This is a genomic window from Alcanivorax sp. UBA3183, from assembly GCF_002364155.1.
Taxonomy (GTDB): domain Bacteria; phylum Pseudomonadota; class Gammaproteobacteria; order Pseudomonadales; family Alcanivoracaceae; genus Alcanivorax; species Alcanivorax jadensis.
Genome location: NZ_DEXN01000016.1, coordinates 70,884 through 85,806, shown reverse-complemented (window position 1 = coordinate 85,806; position 14,923 = coordinate 70,884). Strand labels below are relative to the sequence as shown.

Genomic DNA, 14,923 nt, shown 5'->3' with positions numbered 1-14,923 from the left:
GGACCACCACCGTTTGCTGCGCTGCCGTTACCGCTGCTTCCTCCCCCGCCACAACCTGCTATCGTCAGGATGACGCCCAACAGTCCAGCACCAAAAATCAACTTCCCTTTGATTGGCTGCATACCCGATCCCCACACTGCCTGTTTGAAATAGATACCTCAGCATAGGATTGAACGGGCAACAGCAGCACCCCCCAAACATGGGGGTACCACAAATAAGCACATCACTATTTAATCAGGAGGCATGTTCAGAAAGGGGCAGGCTCGCTACCGACCGGAATAACGACAAGGTGACTGACGAAACGCACCTGTCGGCGCTGTCGTATTCTGGTTTTCCGCGGCTGGGAGGGTATCGGCACGACTATTTTTTGCTGGCCTCGTGTCCGGCTTGCTCACCGGCAAACGTCTGCCGCTGGCTGCACAACGCTGGAAATCGCCCCACTGAACAGGCCGTCAGGACGGATTAACCAATCCCATGTGAATGGCTTTGAGTGTCGCCTCGGCCCGGGTATTCACCTGCAGCTTGGCATACACATCCTTCATGTATCCTGCTGCGGTGTAATGGGAAATACCCAGTTTTTCTGCCGCATGCTTCACGCTTAACCCTTTGGCAATCAGTGTCAGCATGTCCTGCTCCCGACGCGTCAGGGCCACATCCTTCTCACCGGCAAGCGGATGGAAGTGCTCGAGCAAACGTCGGGCAATGGAGGCGGACAGCGGTGGCCGCCCTTGCAGGATACCGGAGAGGTGGCCAGCAAACGCCTCTTCGGTGTCGTCCTTGAGCAGGTAGCCATCAGCACCGGCTCGCAATGAGCCGAACAGATGCTCGGCATCATCAAAGATGGTGGTAATGATGCATTGCGCGGCGGGGTTGGCTTTCTTGAATGGACGCACCAGGGACATGCCACTGCCATCTGGCAATCCAAGGTCGATCAGTGCCAGATCATATCGGTGCTGCTCCATGCAGCGGGAAGCATCGGCAAGATTGGTGGCGCGGTGCACCTGATCTGGATCAAGCATGATCACTACCTGCTGGTGCAACCAGTCAGCCACATCAGGGAGGTCTTCCACGATCAACACCTGTTTGACTGACAGCATGCTTACACTCCATGTGATAAGACTGGGCGTCCTACTAGAACCAGATTATAATTTCAGGCAGGCAATATAGCTCAATCAGGAAAAGTGGATGACACTGATTAGTCATTCATTGAAGACAGTTATAATAAGTACCAGCCCATGGGAGCAACCCCCAAAACAAGGGGGCGAGGGCGCCACATCAGACAAGGGATTTTCATGTTTTCACTCAAGACCCGGATTGCGATGGGCTTTCTGCTGGTGGTCGCTTACGGGCTGATGACCATCATTGTCGCACTGTCCCTGCCTGTCAGCGAAATTCACTTTCGGACCGATAAAGATACCATTGTTGCCACCCTTGAGGATGGCCGAGAAATTTCGGTGACACAGTTCAGTAACGACCGGCAGCGCATTCCCGCCGACCCGATATTGCTGCTGGAAGAACCGGATGTGCTGCCCGGTTATGCGGCAATGAATGATTTCTTCCGTGCCCACCAGTTCTTGGAAAGTGCCCTGACATCAGGAAGCTTGTCGCTGCAGGATGAAAACGGCAATGCAGTGGCGATTTCATCATCGTCACGTTCTCTGGTGTCGTTGCCCGGACTGTTCTGGCTACAGTTGATCTGCGGTCTGTCCGGCATGGTGATCTGTTTGCTGGTGTGGGTGCCTGCACGCAGCGACATTGCCATTAACTCCTTTGCCCTCACCGGGCTCAGCTACGTACTGTTCTCCTCTGCCGCCGCCATCTACAGCACCCGTGAACTGTTCATGCCCGGACAGCTTTTTGCACTGCTCTCTGGTATCAACCATTTCGGTGCCTTGCTGTTCTCCGCTTCACTGGGCGCTTTTCTGTGGAACTACCCGCGCCAGGCACCCTCGATCTGGTTTAGCGGCATGTTCTATCTGTTATTTGCCGTTGCCATTGTGGTCGATCAGGCTCAACTGGTGACCACCCCCGCCGCCGGCTTCCATTCATGGGTGATGGGAATTTTCCTGCTCGGCCTGGGAGGGGCATTCTGGCAGGCCTGGAAAACACGCGGGCATCGGCAGGATCGCATCGCCCTGCGCTGGACAGTGCTGTCCATTGTTCTGGGTACCGTTTTCTTTGCAGGCGGCATGATTGTTCCTGCCATGCTGACCATGCCAACCCCGGCGTCCCAGGGACTGCTGTTTACCACCTTCCTGCTGATGTACCTGGGCATGGCCATGGGCGTTGTGCGCCATCGTCTTTTCAACCTGGAACCCTGGTGGTTTTCTCTCTGGTCCTGGCTGCTGGGCGGCCTGGTCATCATGCTCTCCGACCTGCTGCTCGCCACCCTGCTCACCCTCTCCGGTCCTGCCACGCTTGCCCTCTCCGTGGCACTGATTGGCTGGCTGTATTTCCCGGTTCGGCAGTACCTTTGGGGCAAACTAATCCGCAATCAGCGGCAGGGTCTGGACAGTTGGCTGTCCCAGGCGTTGCCTGCCATGTTGCAGGAGCAACAGAACGCCCCGGAACAGTCCGGCATTGCAGCCGCTCTGCAAGCGGTATTCTCACCCTTGTCCCTAAAGCGCGCAGAGGGGCCTGTGGCAAACGTTAGCATTGAGGACAACGGCAACCGTTTGCTGGTGCCTGATTCCAAAGAACCCCACCATTTCGAATTACTTCACCCCCACGACGGGCAACGGGTTTTCAGTCGGCACGACGTGGAAACCAGCAAACTGGTATTGGCTCTACACACGCTGGTCAATCAGACACGTACAGCTCGCGAAGAGGGTGCCAGCGAGGAACGCAATCGCATTCGCAGGGACATGCATGATGATCTCGGCGCCAAACTCCTGCACCTGCTGCATAAGTCTCCTGCTGATAGCAAGCCGCTGGTTCGCGAAGCCATCGCTGATCTGCGCGATCTGCTCAAGGCCATGGAAGGGCACGCCCTGTCACTGGATGCCGCAGCCTCGCAATGGCGCGAAGAAACCTCCCGGCGCTGCAGGGATCACGACGTTACCCTGCAGTGGAACGAAAACATCATCCCCGCCACGCTACACGCGATGCAATTCAGCGAAACCACCCGCATTATTCGTGAAGCGGTGAGCAATGCTCTCAAGCATTCCGAGACGCCCCTCCTGTCTGTCACCCTGCATGGCGATACTGACAAACTGAATATCATCATCGCCAACAGTGGACTCGACCCGTCAGCCACGCCCGGGCCACAACGAGGACTGAATATCATGCAGTTCCGCGCGAGCAAGATCGGTGGCGGCTTCGAATTTGGTATTGCGGATCAACACTGGCAGGTTTTGCTATCCGTTCCTGTTAACAGATAAATAAAAAATGGCGGGGAAGTGCCCGCCATTTTTTCTCTCGCTAACATGCCGTTTCAGTGCGGGACGTTCTTCGCATTTTTTGCTGACGATAAACGAAAAAACGGGCCGAAATACGGCCCGTTCTCTGCCCTGATTAGCGAGATGACGCTGCCTTGCTAGCCGCCATCTCAAGCAATCCACTTGCCAGCTCCTTGCTCTCTGCATCATAGGACGCAGGAATCAGGTTAACCTGATAACGGGTAATATCCCTGGCCGTGGAACTGGAGGTACCGCTCATGGCACTCAAAAAACCCAGGCTTTTAGTGAATCCGGAAGTCAGCTTGTCACTTGTGGTCGTGACATCCTCAATGCTGCTGTAGAAGGTGTTGGCCGTAGCCAAGGCGTTGGTGGTGCTGAAAACCGGCATGTGATTGGGCTTGATCATGCACTCTTCCTTGCCGAAACGGCTCCAGCATTTTTGCTTCGAGAGCGGCTGGAAGCGCACATCACCGCTCGCGGCCAACTGAATGGTGGCATCTACCTTTGCGGAATCCTTGCTGGCAAAACCGCCAAAGCTGCTGTGCCCGTCTGATTCCAGCTGTGCAAAGTCAATCAGGATATTAACGTTGACGCCGGTCAGACTCAGATCCTTCATGAGGCGACCTTCGTGCTGCTGCGCGGAACTGCCTCCGGCTGCCTTAAAAGCCTGACCCAAACCGCTGGCGGTGCCGATGTAACGCGGATCAGAGATGCTCTCTCCTTCTCGCCCCAATACCAGATACCGGGTACCGGCATTGCCTTTGTATTCAAAGGGGCTTTCACGGCCTTCTGCATGCATTGCCTGGTAGTGAGGATTTGCCTTGATGGTGGCGTGTGGCACTACCTGAAAACCCGCGTTTGACAGTTGCTTCTCGGCGTTATCACAGGCTTCGTTGGCAATGCGCTGCATTTCCGCTTCATCCACACCTTTGGCAGCATAGGTAACTGAAACCGTCACATCGGAGCGCCGGGTCGTGCCTGTAGCGCGGGTGGCATCAGACCGGAAACCACCGCTGGTAGAAGCCGATGCAGAACTGTTCACCCCGAACATGACATTGCAGGACAAAACACCGACCTTGTCGACACCCGACATGTACTTTTCGTTTTCTGCTGCAATGAAGCTGTCTGCCTGGCTGGCCGCACTGCCATTGGCATCGTAGCTGGGCGCCTTACTGACAGTGGTCGCACAACCGGATACCAATGTGGCCAACGCCACCGCCGAAATCGTCTTGTTCCCTGACATCATTTTCATGTGTTTACCCCATGGATGTAATTGGATTTTTTAGTCGCCCAACGCTTCCCACTGGCGATTTAATCCGCGCCGCAGTTGCCGGTTTTTGGAACGGGTCATACACGGCGTATCCGCATTTCAGCCAGAAGAAAATGAACGGCCTTCATCCAAGGGGAGAGGAAAGGGAAAGGAGCCGCCAGATAGCTTAATAGGCATCCCTGCCGGCCAAGTCTGAGACCAACAGCTCCATTGCCATGACCACTTCCCTGGAGGAGAAGTCTGTCACATGCTACTTGGCTATTTGTGGAACGTGACCCCCCTGAACAGGGGGGCAATTCGGCGAAGGGGAGATCATTCCCGTCGTTGCGACGGATATGAACGGGACCATCCATCACTGGGGGCGCTACGATTTCAGTTCGTCAACCCTGCGCGCTCAACCCGTACCGCCCGCACCCCATCACCTCCGGTTTCCCGGGCCGCGTAAAGAGCCTGGTCGGCAGTACGCAACAGGTCATCGGTATCCGGCAGACTCGCTCCCTCTTCCGGCATCAGGGCTGCTACGCCAATACTGAGAGTGACCGGCCGGGGCAGCTCGCTCAAACTGGCCACCGCTTGCCGGCAGCCCTCAGCCAGCTGCAACGCCTGGTTAATGCCGTGCTCCGGCAACAGGGCCATGAAGACATCGGCGCTGTAGCGGCCCACCGTGCCCTTGCCTCCTACTACGTCGCGCAGGCAGACCGCCAGGGTGGACAACAGGGCATCCCCCTCGCTGTGACCACAGGCCTCGTTGATCCCCCTGAACCCGTCCACTTCCATGAACAGGCAGGCCAGGGGCTCGCCACTGCGGGTGCAGCTACCGTGAGCCTGTCGCAGCAATTCCATCATCACCGCACGATTGCTGAGGCCGGTCAGGCCATCGGTGCGCGCCAGCTCGGCCAGCTCCACGTTCAGCTGTTCCAGCTCATCACGGTTTGCCTGCAGGGCCGCTTCGGCCTCACGCTGAGCAGAGACATCCTTGATCTGAGACAGGAAACAGCGTGCAGAGCCACCGGCATTACGCACGATGGACACCGCCAGCAGTGCCCACACCAGCTCACCGTTTCGGTGAAAATACCGCTTCTGCATCCAGTACTGGTTCTTGTCCCCGCACAGCAGGGATTGCACGTGGGCGAGATCCTTGTCCAGGTCTTCCGGGTGGGTAATGCTCTGGAAGTCCATGCCCAGCAGTTCAACGCTGGAGTAACCCAGCAGGTCACAGACGGCATCGTTGACCCGCAACCATCGGCCATTCGGAGCCACAATGGCCATGGGAATGGCTGCATGCTGGAAGGCCGCCTCGAACAGGGCTTCACTGGCTTCCCGGGCAGGATAGTTCTGGCCCTGTTGGCAACGCAGCTGATCCTGTGCCAGGGCATGGCTGAGGCTCTCGGCCATCAGCTCGACAAATTCCAGCTCCTCCATGGTAAAGGGCTCAGGGCGAATTTGGGTATCACTGAAATTGAGTGTGCCGACAATCTCGTCGCCATCGCGCAACGGCGCGGCGATGTAGGATTCCAGCTGCATTCCCAGATAAACCGGGTGGCTGCGCATTTTCTCCAGCGCACCCACGTGATGCAGGGCAACCGTACCGCGTTTGCTGACCACCGATTCGCAGTAGGTCTCACCCAGTGCGAACACCTCTCCCCTGCGGATCGCAGCCCCGCCACCTTCCACTGCCGACACGGTATAACGGCTATCACGAATCTCACTGACAATGCCGATGGAAAGCCCCAGCAGCTCGCAGCCCCGTTTAATGTAAGCCTGAAAAAGGGCGGGCAGGTCGGTCCGATCCTGTAACGATAATTGATGCAGCGCGCGCATGCTGGTCACGCTGAAATCCCGCAGATCATCCACTGTGCGGTCCTGAGAAGTCCGTTGATAGAAAGATCACTCTACTGGCTGTCGGGCAGCCGGAAAATGAAAACCTGGACGTAACGGCATATTGACCATTGCCTGATCCTGCCATTCAGCCATTAACAGCAGGGCCCGGCAGCCATCAATGCAGCTGAAACAGGATCTGCAGCAGTTGAATGCCCAACAGTACAAACAACGGGCTGAGATCAAACCCACCCATGGGCGGCAGCAACTTGCGCACCGGGGCCATGATCGGCTCGGTGACTTGCACAATGATGCGTACCACCGGGCTGTAGGGGTCCGGGGCCACCCAACTGAGAAGCACGCGGATCAGCACTGTCCAGAACACATAATTGAGAATCAGGCTGGCCAGTTCGCGCAGGGCATGAAGCACCAGGGCGGCACCGATACCGCTGGGGAAGCCTCCCACCTGGATGCTCAGCAGGATCACCGTCTTGAGGATGATCAACGCCACCACCAGTACCAGCGCGGCAATATCCAGCCCACCGTAGCCGGGAATAATCCGACGCAGGGGCTTGAGCAGCGGGTTGGTGGCCTTGAGCACGAACTGGGAGATGGGATTATAGAAATCCGCCCGGGCCAGCTGCAGCACAAAGCGGGTCAGTACGATGAAGATGTAGGCGCTGAAAACAAAGTCCAGCAGGAAAAACAGGGCGCCCTGGGGGTTCATGGATTACTCCGTGGTTCGCAACAGGCTAAGAGTTTGGGGCAAGGGGCGGAAATTTCAAAGGGGCAGTTGCTTGTAGGAGCGTCGCTGGCGGCGCGATAACCTGGATCATGCTGCCCCGGGCTGTTTCGAAGCACTGTAGGAGCTCCTCTTGAGGGGCGAACCGAACGTAGCTAGGCCGCATAGCTTAGCGGGCTCGCAATGGAACCCGCCAAGCGCTGATATTCCTGATCGCCCTGCGGGCGATTTCCACGATGACGCGTGGTTCGCCCCTCAAGAGGAGCTCCTACAAAAACGCTTTACCCCGCCAGCTCTTCCGAACGCTCCCGGGCCGCCGCCACGGCGGCCTGGACCTGTTCGCGGAAGCCCGCTTCCTCGAACACGTTCAGCGCGGCAGCGGTGGTGCCGCCGGGGCTGGTGACCTGCTGGCGCAGCACATCCGGGCCCGCTTCGCTGGCGATGGCCAGTTGCGCCGCGCCCCAGGCCGTCTGCAGCACCATCTGGCGGGCAGTGGCCGGGTCCAGCCCTTGCGACTTGGCGGCTTCGATCAGGGATTCCATCAACAGGAAGAAGTAGGCCGGGCCGGAGCCGGAGACGGCGGTGACCGCATCCAGTTCCTTTTCCTCGGCAAACCAGAAGGTCAGCCCCACGGAGCCGAGGATCTCCTTGGCCATGGCTTTCTGCTCATCGCTCACGCCCTCAGCGGCATACAGACCGGTGGCACCGGCCTGAACCAGCGACGGCGTGTTGGGCATGCAACGCACAATCGGGGTCTGGCCCAGCCAGCTTCGCAGGTTGGCCACGGTGACACCGGCGGCGATGGAGATCACCAGCGGCTGGCGATCGGCAATCAGGTCACGCAGATCTTCACACACGGCCTGCATCATTTGTGGTTTCACCGCTAACACCAGCACATCCACCCGGCCGGCCACGTCACGGTTCTCGGTGCTCACGTGCACACGGTGCAGCTGGGACACCTCTTCCAGACGATCCCGGGAGGGGTCGCTCATCCAGATGCGGGCGGGGCGAATTCCTTTCGCCACCATGCCGCCGGCCAGGCTGGTGGCCATGTTGCCGGCGCCGATAAATCCGATGCTTTGCTGTGCCATAACTGCGCAATCCTTGTCTTGTGTTGTAACGCGTACGATGCCCCGAGGCGCTGACGACGCGGCTCTGTTGTCGTCAGGCGGTGCGCGGACCAAACAGGGCGGTGCCCACACGAACCATGGTGGCGCCTTCTTCGATGGCCACGCCGTAATCCGCGCTCATGCCCATGGAGAGCGTATCGAGGGACGGCATTGTATTGCGCAATTGTGACAGTGTCATGGCGAGCTGTCGGAAAGCACCCCGGCTGTTGTCCCCGCTGTCCGCCCGGGGAATGGCCATCAGGCCACGCAGACGCAGGTTGGGCAGAGTGGTGATCTCGGCGGCCAGGGCGGGCACCGCCTCCAGCGCAATACCGCTCTTGCTGTCTTCGTCGTCCACGTTCACCTGAATACAGACATTCAGCGGGGGCAGCTCTGCCGGGCGCTGCTCACTGAGGCGGCGAGCCACTTTCAGACGGTCCACCGAGTGCACCCAGTCAAAGTGAGCAGCGATATCGCGGGTCTTGTTGGACTGGATGGGCCCGATGAAGTGCCACACCAGGTCGCGGCCTTGCAGTGCCGCTATCTTGTCCAGGGCTTCCTGCAGGTAGTTTTCGCCGAAATGCCGCTGCCCCTGGTCAGCCAGGCGGGCCAACTCGTCCACTGTACGGGTCTTACTGACCGCCAGAAGCTGCACACTGCCGGAATCACGGCCGGATTGCTCACAAATTGCACTAATTTGCGCATTGATCTCTATCAGTGGGCTTTTGGAGTCTGTCATTATTGAACGGCTCAAGAGGTCGGGTTACTTTAGGCATGCGACGAATTTCTGAGAAAGCCAATTTCCGGCGCTCGCCATAATAACAAAAGGGGGCTTCGGGCTCCCTTTCAATACCAGACAACGCAAGTAGAAACCCATGGATATTACCGAGCTGCTCGCTTTCAGCGCCAAAAACGGCGCTTCCGACCTTCACCTGTCCGCCGGTCTGCCACCGATGATTCGTGTGGACGGCGACGTGCGCCGCATCAATCTGCCGGCCATGGAGCACAAGGAAGTCCACGCGCTGATCTACGACATCATGAACGACAAGCAGCGCAAGGATTTCGAGGAATTCTTCGAAACCGACTTTTCCTTCGAGGTGCCCGGCGTGGCCCGCTTCCGGGTCAACGCTTTCAACCACAACCGGGGTGCCGGCGCCGTATTCCGGACCATTCCCTCGAAAGTGCTAACCATGGAAGACCTGGGCATGGGCAAGGTATTCCAGAAAATCTCCGACATGCCCCGGGGCATTGTGCTGGTTACCGGGCCCACCGGTTCCGGTAAGTCCACCACCCTGGCGGCCATGGTCGACTACATCAACGATTCACGCTACGAGCACATCCTCACCATTGAGGATCCCATCGAATTCGTGCACGAATCGAAAAAATGCCTGGTCAACCAGCGGGAAGTCCACCGCGATACCCTCGGCTTTTCCGAAGCCCTGCGATCCGCACTGCGGGAAGACCCGGATATCATTCTGGTGGGCGAGCTGCGGGATCTGGAAACCATCCGCCTGGCGCTGACCGCCGCGGAAACCGGTCACCTGGTATTCGGCACCCTGCACACCACCTCCGCTGCCAAGACCATTGACCGGGTGGTGGATGTATTCCCCGCCGAAGAAAAATCCATGATCCGCTCCATGCTGTCGGAATCCCTGCAGGCGGTGGTATCCCAGACCCTGCTGAAGAAAAACGGCGGCGGCCGGGTGGCCGCCCACGAAATCATGATGGGCACACCGGCGATCCGTAACCTGATCCGCGAAGACAAGGTGGCGCAGATGTACTCGGCCATCCAGACCGGCGGTGCGCTGGGCATGCAGACCCTGGATCAGTGCCTGCAGGGTCTGGTCAATAAAGGCCTCGTGGCCCGCGATGTGGCCCGCGAAAAAGCCAAGAGCCCGGACTCAATCTAACGAGGAGAAGAACAGATGGAATTCGAAGAGCTCCTCAAACTGATGGTACAGAAAGGCGGCTCCGACCTGTTCATTACTGCCGGTGTGCCGCCCAGCATGAAGGTGAACGGCAAGATCCTGCCTGTGACCAAGAGCGCGCTGACCCCGGACATGACCCGGGACATCGTGTTCGGCGTAATGACCGAACAGCAGCGCAAGGAATTCGTGGCACACCACGAGTGCAACTTCGCCATCTCCGCCCGGGGCATCGGCCGGTTCCGGGTATCCGCTTTCTACCAGCGCAACCTGGTGGCCATGGTACTGCGTCGTATCGAAACCAAGATCCCCAATGTGGACGACCTGCGTCTGCCGCCAGTGATCAAGGAACTGGCCATGACCAAGCGCGGCCTGGTGATCTTCGTGGGCGCCACCGGTACCGGTAAGTCCACCTCGCTGGCCTCCATGATCGGCTATCGCAACAAGAACTCGAAGGGCCACATCATCACCATTGAGGACCCCATCGAATTCATCCATCAGCATCAGGGTTGTATCGTTACCCAGCGTGAAGTGGGCATTGATACCGAGTCCTTTGATGTGGCGCTGAAGAACACCCTGCGTCAGGCGCCGGACGTGATCCTGATCGGCGAGATCCGTACCCCGGAAACCATGGACAAGGCCATTGCCTTCGCGGAAACCGGTCACCTGTGCCTGGCTACCCTGCACGCCAACAACGCCAACCAGGCGCTGGACCGGATCATCCACTTCTTCCCGGCAGATCGTCACGGCCAGCTGTGGATGGACCTGTCCCTGAACCTGAAAGGCGTCGTCGCTCAGCAGCTGATCCCCACCCCGGATGGCAAGGGCCGCCGCGCCGCCATCGAGGTGCTGCTGGGCACGCCGCTGGTACAGGACCACATCCGCAAGGGCGAAGTGCACATGCTCAAGCAGCTGATGAGCAAGTCCCGGGAACAGGGCATGCAGACTTTCGACCAGGCCCTCTACGACCTCTACTCCGTTGGTGAAATCACCTACGAAGACGCCATGCTGCACGCGGACTCACCCAATGACCTGCGTCTGATGATCAAGCTGGGTAACGAGACTGATTCCTCCAGCCTGGACATCGCCACGCGGGGATTGAGTATCGAGGACACAGAATAAGAGCAGTTTAAAGTTCAAAAGCGCGAATGGGATAACTGCCTAACATATAGCTACCCCACCGCGCCCAAGCTGATTGCGCGGGCACGATATAACACAGCAGATAACGAGCGTTACCGCGCTTTGCAACTTTGAACTTTCAACTTGCAACTCAATCCCGCGATAACAGGGACGATTTTTACTTTACCAATGGAGGGGGAAACCCATGCAACAACAAAAAGAAACACACCTGACACCCATCGGCTATCTGCTGTGGTTTTTTGGCGGCATCTTCGGTTACCACCGTTTCTACTATGGTCGCCAGCTCACCGGCCTGCTGTGGATGCTTACCGCCGGGATCTTCTTCATCGGCTGGATCGTGGATGCCTTCCTGATTCCGGGCATGAACCGGGACGCCAATAATCAGTTCAAGTCCGGCGAGACCGATTACAGCGTGGCCTGGGTGCTGATGCTGTTTCTGGGTATCTTCGGCGCCCACCGCTTCTACATGGGCAAGATCGGCACCGGGGTACTTTACCTGCTGACGCTGGGCCTGCTGGGTTTTGGGGTAATCTATGATCTGTTCACCCTGAACGGCCAGGTCTCCGAGCGCAACGGCGAAACCGCCCAGGGCGAGCCGGTTCCTGCCTGAAGAGCGGCAAGTTTCAAGTATCAAGTTGCAACGCGGACAATATTATTGCGAACTTGAACTGACGAGGCCGCGCCCAAAGGTTGGGCGCGGCCTCTTTGCTTTTACCTTAGAAAAACCCTTTATCGCGTTGCAACTTGTCACTTGAAACTTGCAACTCAATAATGCGGCGGCGGTGCATCTTCAATGCGTGACGCAGCCATTTCCTCGGACAAATCCAATACCCGGTCCACCAGTTTGCGGCACACCTTTTCCAGCTCGTCGATCTTGCCCTGCTGGTCACTGACCACCTTGTTCAGATGCTGGACCAGGTCTTCCTGGTAGGCCAGCTTGGTTTCGATATCGACCAGCCGTTCTGCGTCGCTCATGAAGTACCCTCTTACTGTAGGAGCCATGCTTGCATGGCGAACCGCCGAAGGCGATCACCGCAAGCAGGTTCGCCATGCAAGCATAGCTCCTACAATGTGTGTCATTAACATTGGCCCCATTGTACTTGCCCGCACGCAATAATGCCGCTAAGGTTTGCCCGTCTTGGGGGAGTAGTCGCTCGGTTTTCACCCCTTGGCGGTCATCAACATAGTTGCGCCGCATGCGCATGGTGGCCGCGTCCGCGTCCTTCCGGATTGACGAGACCTGAGACATCGCTGGTATTCCGCTGGGGCGGGATTGACCGGTGGTGTCTCTGTGTCGCAATCCCGCCCCTCTGGAAACGTTCATGGAAGCCCTGTTCAGCTCTTTTCTGCTGGTTGCCCTTGGCGAAATCGGCGACAAGACCCAACTACTGTCCCTGGCCCTGATCCTCAAATTCCGTAAACCCTGGCCGATTCTGGCTGGCGTGGTGGTGGCTACCCTGCTCAACCATGGCGCCTCGGTGTGGTTTGGTGACTGGTTGGCCGGCGCCATTCCCGGAGACTGGCTGCGCTGGATTCTCGGTATCAGCTTTATCGGCCTGGGCCTGTGGATGCTGATCCCCGACGGCGATGAGAAAGTGGATGAGAACCCCCGCTTCGGCCCCTTCCTGACCGCCCTGGTGCTGTTCTTCATTGCCGAAATCGGCGACAAGACCCAGTTCGCCACCATTGCCCTGGCGGTTCAATTCAAGGATCAGTTCTGGCCGGTGCTGGGTGGCTCCACCCTGGGCATGATCGCCGCCAACCTGCCGGTCATCTGGTTGGCACATCAGTTTGGCGGCCAACGCTTTGAAATCTGGGCCCATCGCATCAGTGCCGTGCTATTTGTAGGCTTCGGGGTGTGGGCCTTGGTGTAAAACAGGCCCCACGCGACACGCATAAAGCCTGATACAATCTGGCCTCTTTTTGCGTGCATGCGTGTTGCGTGCTGCCTGTTTGCGAGTCCTGCCCATGGCCCTCACCGCCACCATCTACAAAGCCGAACTGACTGTGTCCGACATGGACCGGGACTACTACGCCACCCACAACCTGACCGTGGCGTTGCACCCGTCGGAAACCCCATCACGGATGATGCTGCGACTGCTGGCCTTTGCGTTGAATGCCCACGAAGCTCTCACCTTTACCCGTGGCCTTTCCAGCACCGACGAGCCGGATCTGTGGCAACGCAATCCGGACGACACTCTGGAACACTGGATCGAACTGGGCATGCCAGACGAAAAACGCCTGCGCAAGGCGTGCGGCCTGGCCCGACACGTGACGCTTTACACCTATGGCGCCCGGGCGCCACAGGTATGGTGGGAGAGCATGAAGAACAAGGTGACCCGCTTCAGCAACCTGCACATCGTTCATGTGGATCCGGACAGCGAAGCAACTCTGGAGCCACTCATGCAGCGCACCATGCAACTGCAATGCATGATTCAGGATGGACAAATCTGGTTCGGCAGCACCGAGCAATCCATGGAGATGGGCCTGACAACCTGGTTTGGTGCCAGCCCCCATCACTAAATCTTCACGCTGCGCCCAATGCCTTCATGTTACTAGTGCCCTCGCCATTTCTTTGACAACGGAGACTCCATGTCAGACCTGATTCTGCACCACTACGCCCTGTCCCCCTTTTCCGAAAAGGTGCGGGCCATGCTCGGCTATGCCGGTCTGGACTGGCAGTCCGTCACCGTGCGGGAAATGCCGCCACGGCCGATGCTGGCGCCACTGGCAGGCGGCTACCGGAAAATTCCGGTGGCACAGAGCGGCGCCGATGTGTTCTGCGACACTCGTATTATCGGCGCGGAGATTGCCGCACTGGCCGGCAAGCCGGAGCTGGTAGCCAGCAACGCCGGTGTCGACGTACAGGATTTTGTCGCCAGGGTGGACCTGGACATCTTCCTCGCCTGCATCATCTCTGCAGGCAACATGACTCTGCTGCGCAAGGTGCTCAAGGAGTCGTCGCTGCTGGATCTGGGTCGCCTGTTGTGGGACCGCATCGCCATGGGCAGCAAGGCCAAGGTAAAAACCAACAGCCCAAAGCAGATGAAACGCATGGTGGAAGCCCATCTGACCGATCTGGAGGGGAAGCTGGAATCACACCCTTTCCTGTTTGGCGACACGCCAAACGCCGGCGATTTTTCCGCCTACCACAGCCTGTGGTTCCAGCGTGACCTGGCGGAACAACCGCGCTTCAAACGCTACCCGAAAGTGAATGCCTGGCTGGATCGTCTGCAGGCCTATGGGCAGGGCAACAGCACCCAGATCAGCGCCGACCAGGCCCTGGAGCAGGCCCGGGCTGCCACCCCTCGCCCACTGCCCGATTGCACCCAGGACCAGGCACTGCTCGGCAAGACCGTGAGCGTGGTCCCCAACGACTACGGTCGCATTCCAGTGGAAGGCACCCTGGTGGCCAGCACCGATGAGCGCTGGATCGTGGCGCGGGACGAGGACGCCGTGGGCCGGGTGCATGTGCACTTGCCGCGTCAGGGGTTTGTGATCCGCGCGGTCTGACCGAGCAC

Annotated in this window: 14 protein-coding genes; 7 read left to right on the top strand and 7 right to left on the bottom strand. The window is 58.4% G+C overall.

Annotated elements, in window-relative coordinates:
- Nucleotides 1-452: 452 nt before the first annotated feature.
- Nucleotides 453-1,097 carry a response regulator gene (locus tag B3Q33_RS07290; RefSeq protein ID WP_273009152.1) on the bottom strand — a complete coding sequence of 215 codons (645 nt, stop codon included), beginning with the start codon at nt 1,095-1,097 and terminating at the stop codon, nt 453-455.
- Between the two features lie 195 nt (nt 1,098-1,292).
- Here B3Q33_RS07290 and B3Q33_RS07285 point away from each other — a divergent pair, with 195 nt between their 5' ends.
- Nucleotides 1,293-3,380, top strand: coding sequence for a sensor histidine kinase (locus B3Q33_RS07285; RefSeq protein WP_273009153.1), 2,088 nt, complete (start codon nt 1,293-1,295; stop codon nt 3,378-3,380).
- 133 nt (nt 3,381-3,513) lie between these two features.
- On the opposite strand, the gene B3Q33_RS07280 is transcribed toward B3Q33_RS07285, so the two are convergent.
- The 5 genes from B3Q33_RS07280 to B3Q33_RS07260 form a co-directional block, all read right to left on the bottom strand.
- Entirely contained in the window at nt 3,514-4,650 is a 1,137-nt protein-coding gene (locus B3Q33_RS07280; RefSeq protein WP_035249755.1) for a hypothetical protein, read from the bottom strand.
- 390 nt (nt 4,651-5,040) lie between these two features.
- On the bottom strand, nt 5,041-6,522 hold the full coding sequence (locus B3Q33_RS07275) for a sensor domain-containing diguanylate cyclase (RefSeq protein ID WP_273009155.1): 1,482 nt from the start codon (nt 6,520-6,522) through the stop codon (nt 5,041-5,043).
- Between the two features lie 142 nt (nt 6,523-6,664).
- On the bottom strand, nt 6,665-7,213 hold the full coding sequence (locus tag B3Q33_RS07270; protein WP_035249750.1) for a YggT family protein: 549 nt from the start codon (nt 7,211-7,213) through the stop codon (nt 6,665-6,667).
- Between the two features lie 296 nt (nt 7,214-7,509).
- On the bottom strand, nt 7,510-8,319 hold the full coding sequence (gene proC / locus B3Q33_RS07265; RefSeq protein ID WP_272962779.1) for a pyrroline-5-carboxylate reductase: 810 nt from the start codon (nt 8,317-8,319) through the stop codon (nt 7,510-7,512).
- Nucleotides 8,320-8,392: 73 nt separating this feature from the next.
- The gene (locus B3Q33_RS07260; RefSeq protein WP_272962780.1) at nt 8,393-9,076 is read right to left on the bottom strand and encodes a YggS family pyridoxal phosphate-dependent enzyme; all 684 of its coding nucleotides are present in this window, start codon (nt 9,074-9,076) and stop codon (nt 8,393-8,395) included.
- Between the two features lie 136 nt (nt 9,077-9,212).
- On the opposite strand from B3Q33_RS07260, the gene B3Q33_RS07255 reads away from it, so the two are divergent.
- The 3 genes from B3Q33_RS07255 to B3Q33_RS07245 all read left to right on the top strand — a co-directional run bounded on the left by B3Q33_RS07255 (nt 9,213) and on the right by B3Q33_RS07245 (nt 12,012).
- Nucleotides 9,213-10,247 (top strand): type IV pilus twitching motility protein PilT, encoded by a 1,035-nt coding sequence (locus B3Q33_RS07255; RefSeq protein ID WP_272962781.1) that lies wholly within the window; start codon nt 9,213-9,215, stop codon nt 10,245-10,247.
- Nucleotides 10,248-10,262: 15 nt separating this feature from the next.
- Nucleotides 10,263-11,384: a PilT/PilU family type 4a pilus ATPase gene (locus B3Q33_RS07250; protein WP_035249738.1), complete on the top strand. Its 1,122-nt coding sequence runs from the start codon at nt 10,263-10,265 to the stop codon at nt 11,382-11,384.
- 202 nt (nt 11,385-11,586) lie between these two features.
- A complete protein-coding gene (locus B3Q33_RS07245; RefSeq protein ID WP_035249736.1) occupies nt 11,587-12,012 on the top strand; it encodes a TM2 domain-containing protein in 426 nt (141 codons plus the stop codon).
- A 155-nt stretch (nt 12,013-12,167) separates the two neighbouring features.
- Here the strand turns inward: B3Q33_RS07245 and B3Q33_RS07240 are convergent, their stop codons facing one another.
- Entirely contained in the window at nt 12,168-12,377 is a 210-nt protein-coding gene (locus B3Q33_RS07240) for a SlyX family protein (RefSeq protein ID WP_035249734.1), read from the bottom strand.
- Between the two features lie 347 nt (nt 12,378-12,724).
- Between B3Q33_RS07240 and B3Q33_RS07235 the strand changes: the two genes are divergently transcribed.
- The 3 genes from B3Q33_RS07235 (at nt 12,725) to B3Q33_RS07225 (ending at nt 14,915) form a co-directional block, all read left to right on the top strand.
- On the top strand, nt 12,725-13,276 hold the full coding sequence (locus B3Q33_RS07235) for a TMEM165/GDT1 family protein (protein WP_035249732.1): 552 nt from the start codon (nt 12,725-12,727) through the stop codon (nt 13,274-13,276).
- Between the two features lie 94 nt (nt 13,277-13,370).
- The gene (locus B3Q33_RS07230; RefSeq protein ID WP_272962782.1) at nt 13,371-13,925 is read left to right on the top strand and encodes a YaeQ family protein; all 555 of its coding nucleotides are present in this window, start codon (nt 13,371-13,373) and stop codon (nt 13,923-13,925) included.
- 69 nt (nt 13,926-13,994) lie between these two features.
- Nucleotides 13,995-14,915 (top strand): glutathione S-transferase family protein, encoded by a 921-nt coding sequence (locus tag B3Q33_RS07225; protein ID WP_272962783.1) that lies wholly within the window; start codon nt 13,995-13,997, stop codon nt 14,913-14,915.
- Nucleotides 14,916-14,923 lie beyond the last annotated feature (8 nt).

Bases quoted from the DNA above. Each gene is read 5' to 3' on its own strand.
- B3Q33_RS07290 (WP_273009152.1), bottom strand. From the start codon at position 1,097: ATGCTGTCAGTCAAACAGGTGTTGATCGTGGAAGACCTCCCTGATGTG.
- B3Q33_RS07285 (WP_273009153.1), top strand. From the start codon at position 1,293: ATGTTTTCACTCAAGACCCGGATTGCGATGGGCTTTCTGCTGGTGGTC.
- B3Q33_RS07280 (WP_035249755.1), bottom strand. From the start codon at position 4,650: ATGAAAATGATGTCAGGGAACAAGACGATTTCGGCGGTGGCGTTGGCC.
- B3Q33_RS07270 (WP_035249750.1), bottom strand. From the start codon at position 7,213: ATGAACCCCCAGGGCGCCCTGTTTTTCCTGCTGGACTTTGTTTTCAGC.
- proC (WP_272962779.1), bottom strand. From the start codon at position 8,319: ATGGCACAGCAAAGCATCGGATTTATCGGCGCCGGCAACATGGCCACC.
- B3Q33_RS07260 (WP_272962780.1), bottom strand. From the start codon at position 9,076: ATGACAGACTCCAAAAGCCCACTGATAGAGATCAATGCGCAAATTAGT.
- B3Q33_RS07255 (WP_272962781.1), top strand. From the start codon at position 9,213: ATGGATATTACCGAGCTGCTCGCTTTCAGCGCCAAAAACGGCGCTTCC.
- B3Q33_RS07250 (WP_035249738.1), top strand. From the start codon at position 10,263: ATGGAATTCGAAGAGCTCCTCAAACTGATGGTACAGAAAGGCGGCTCC.
- B3Q33_RS07245 (WP_035249736.1), top strand. From the start codon at position 11,587: ATGCAACAACAAAAAGAAACACACCTGACACCCATCGGCTATCTGCTG.
- B3Q33_RS07240 (WP_035249734.1), bottom strand. From the start codon at position 12,377: ATGAGCGACGCAGAACGGCTGGTCGATATCGAAACCAAGCTGGCCTAC.
- B3Q33_RS07235 (WP_035249732.1), top strand. From the start codon at position 12,725: ATGGAAGCCCTGTTCAGCTCTTTTCTGCTGGTTGCCCTTGGCGAAATC.
- B3Q33_RS07230 (WP_272962782.1), top strand. From the start codon at position 13,371: ATGGCCCTCACCGCCACCATCTACAAAGCCGAACTGACTGTGTCCGAC.
- B3Q33_RS07225 (WP_272962783.1), top strand. From the start codon at position 13,995: ATGTCAGACCTGATTCTGCACCACTACGCCCTGTCCCCCTTTTCCGAA.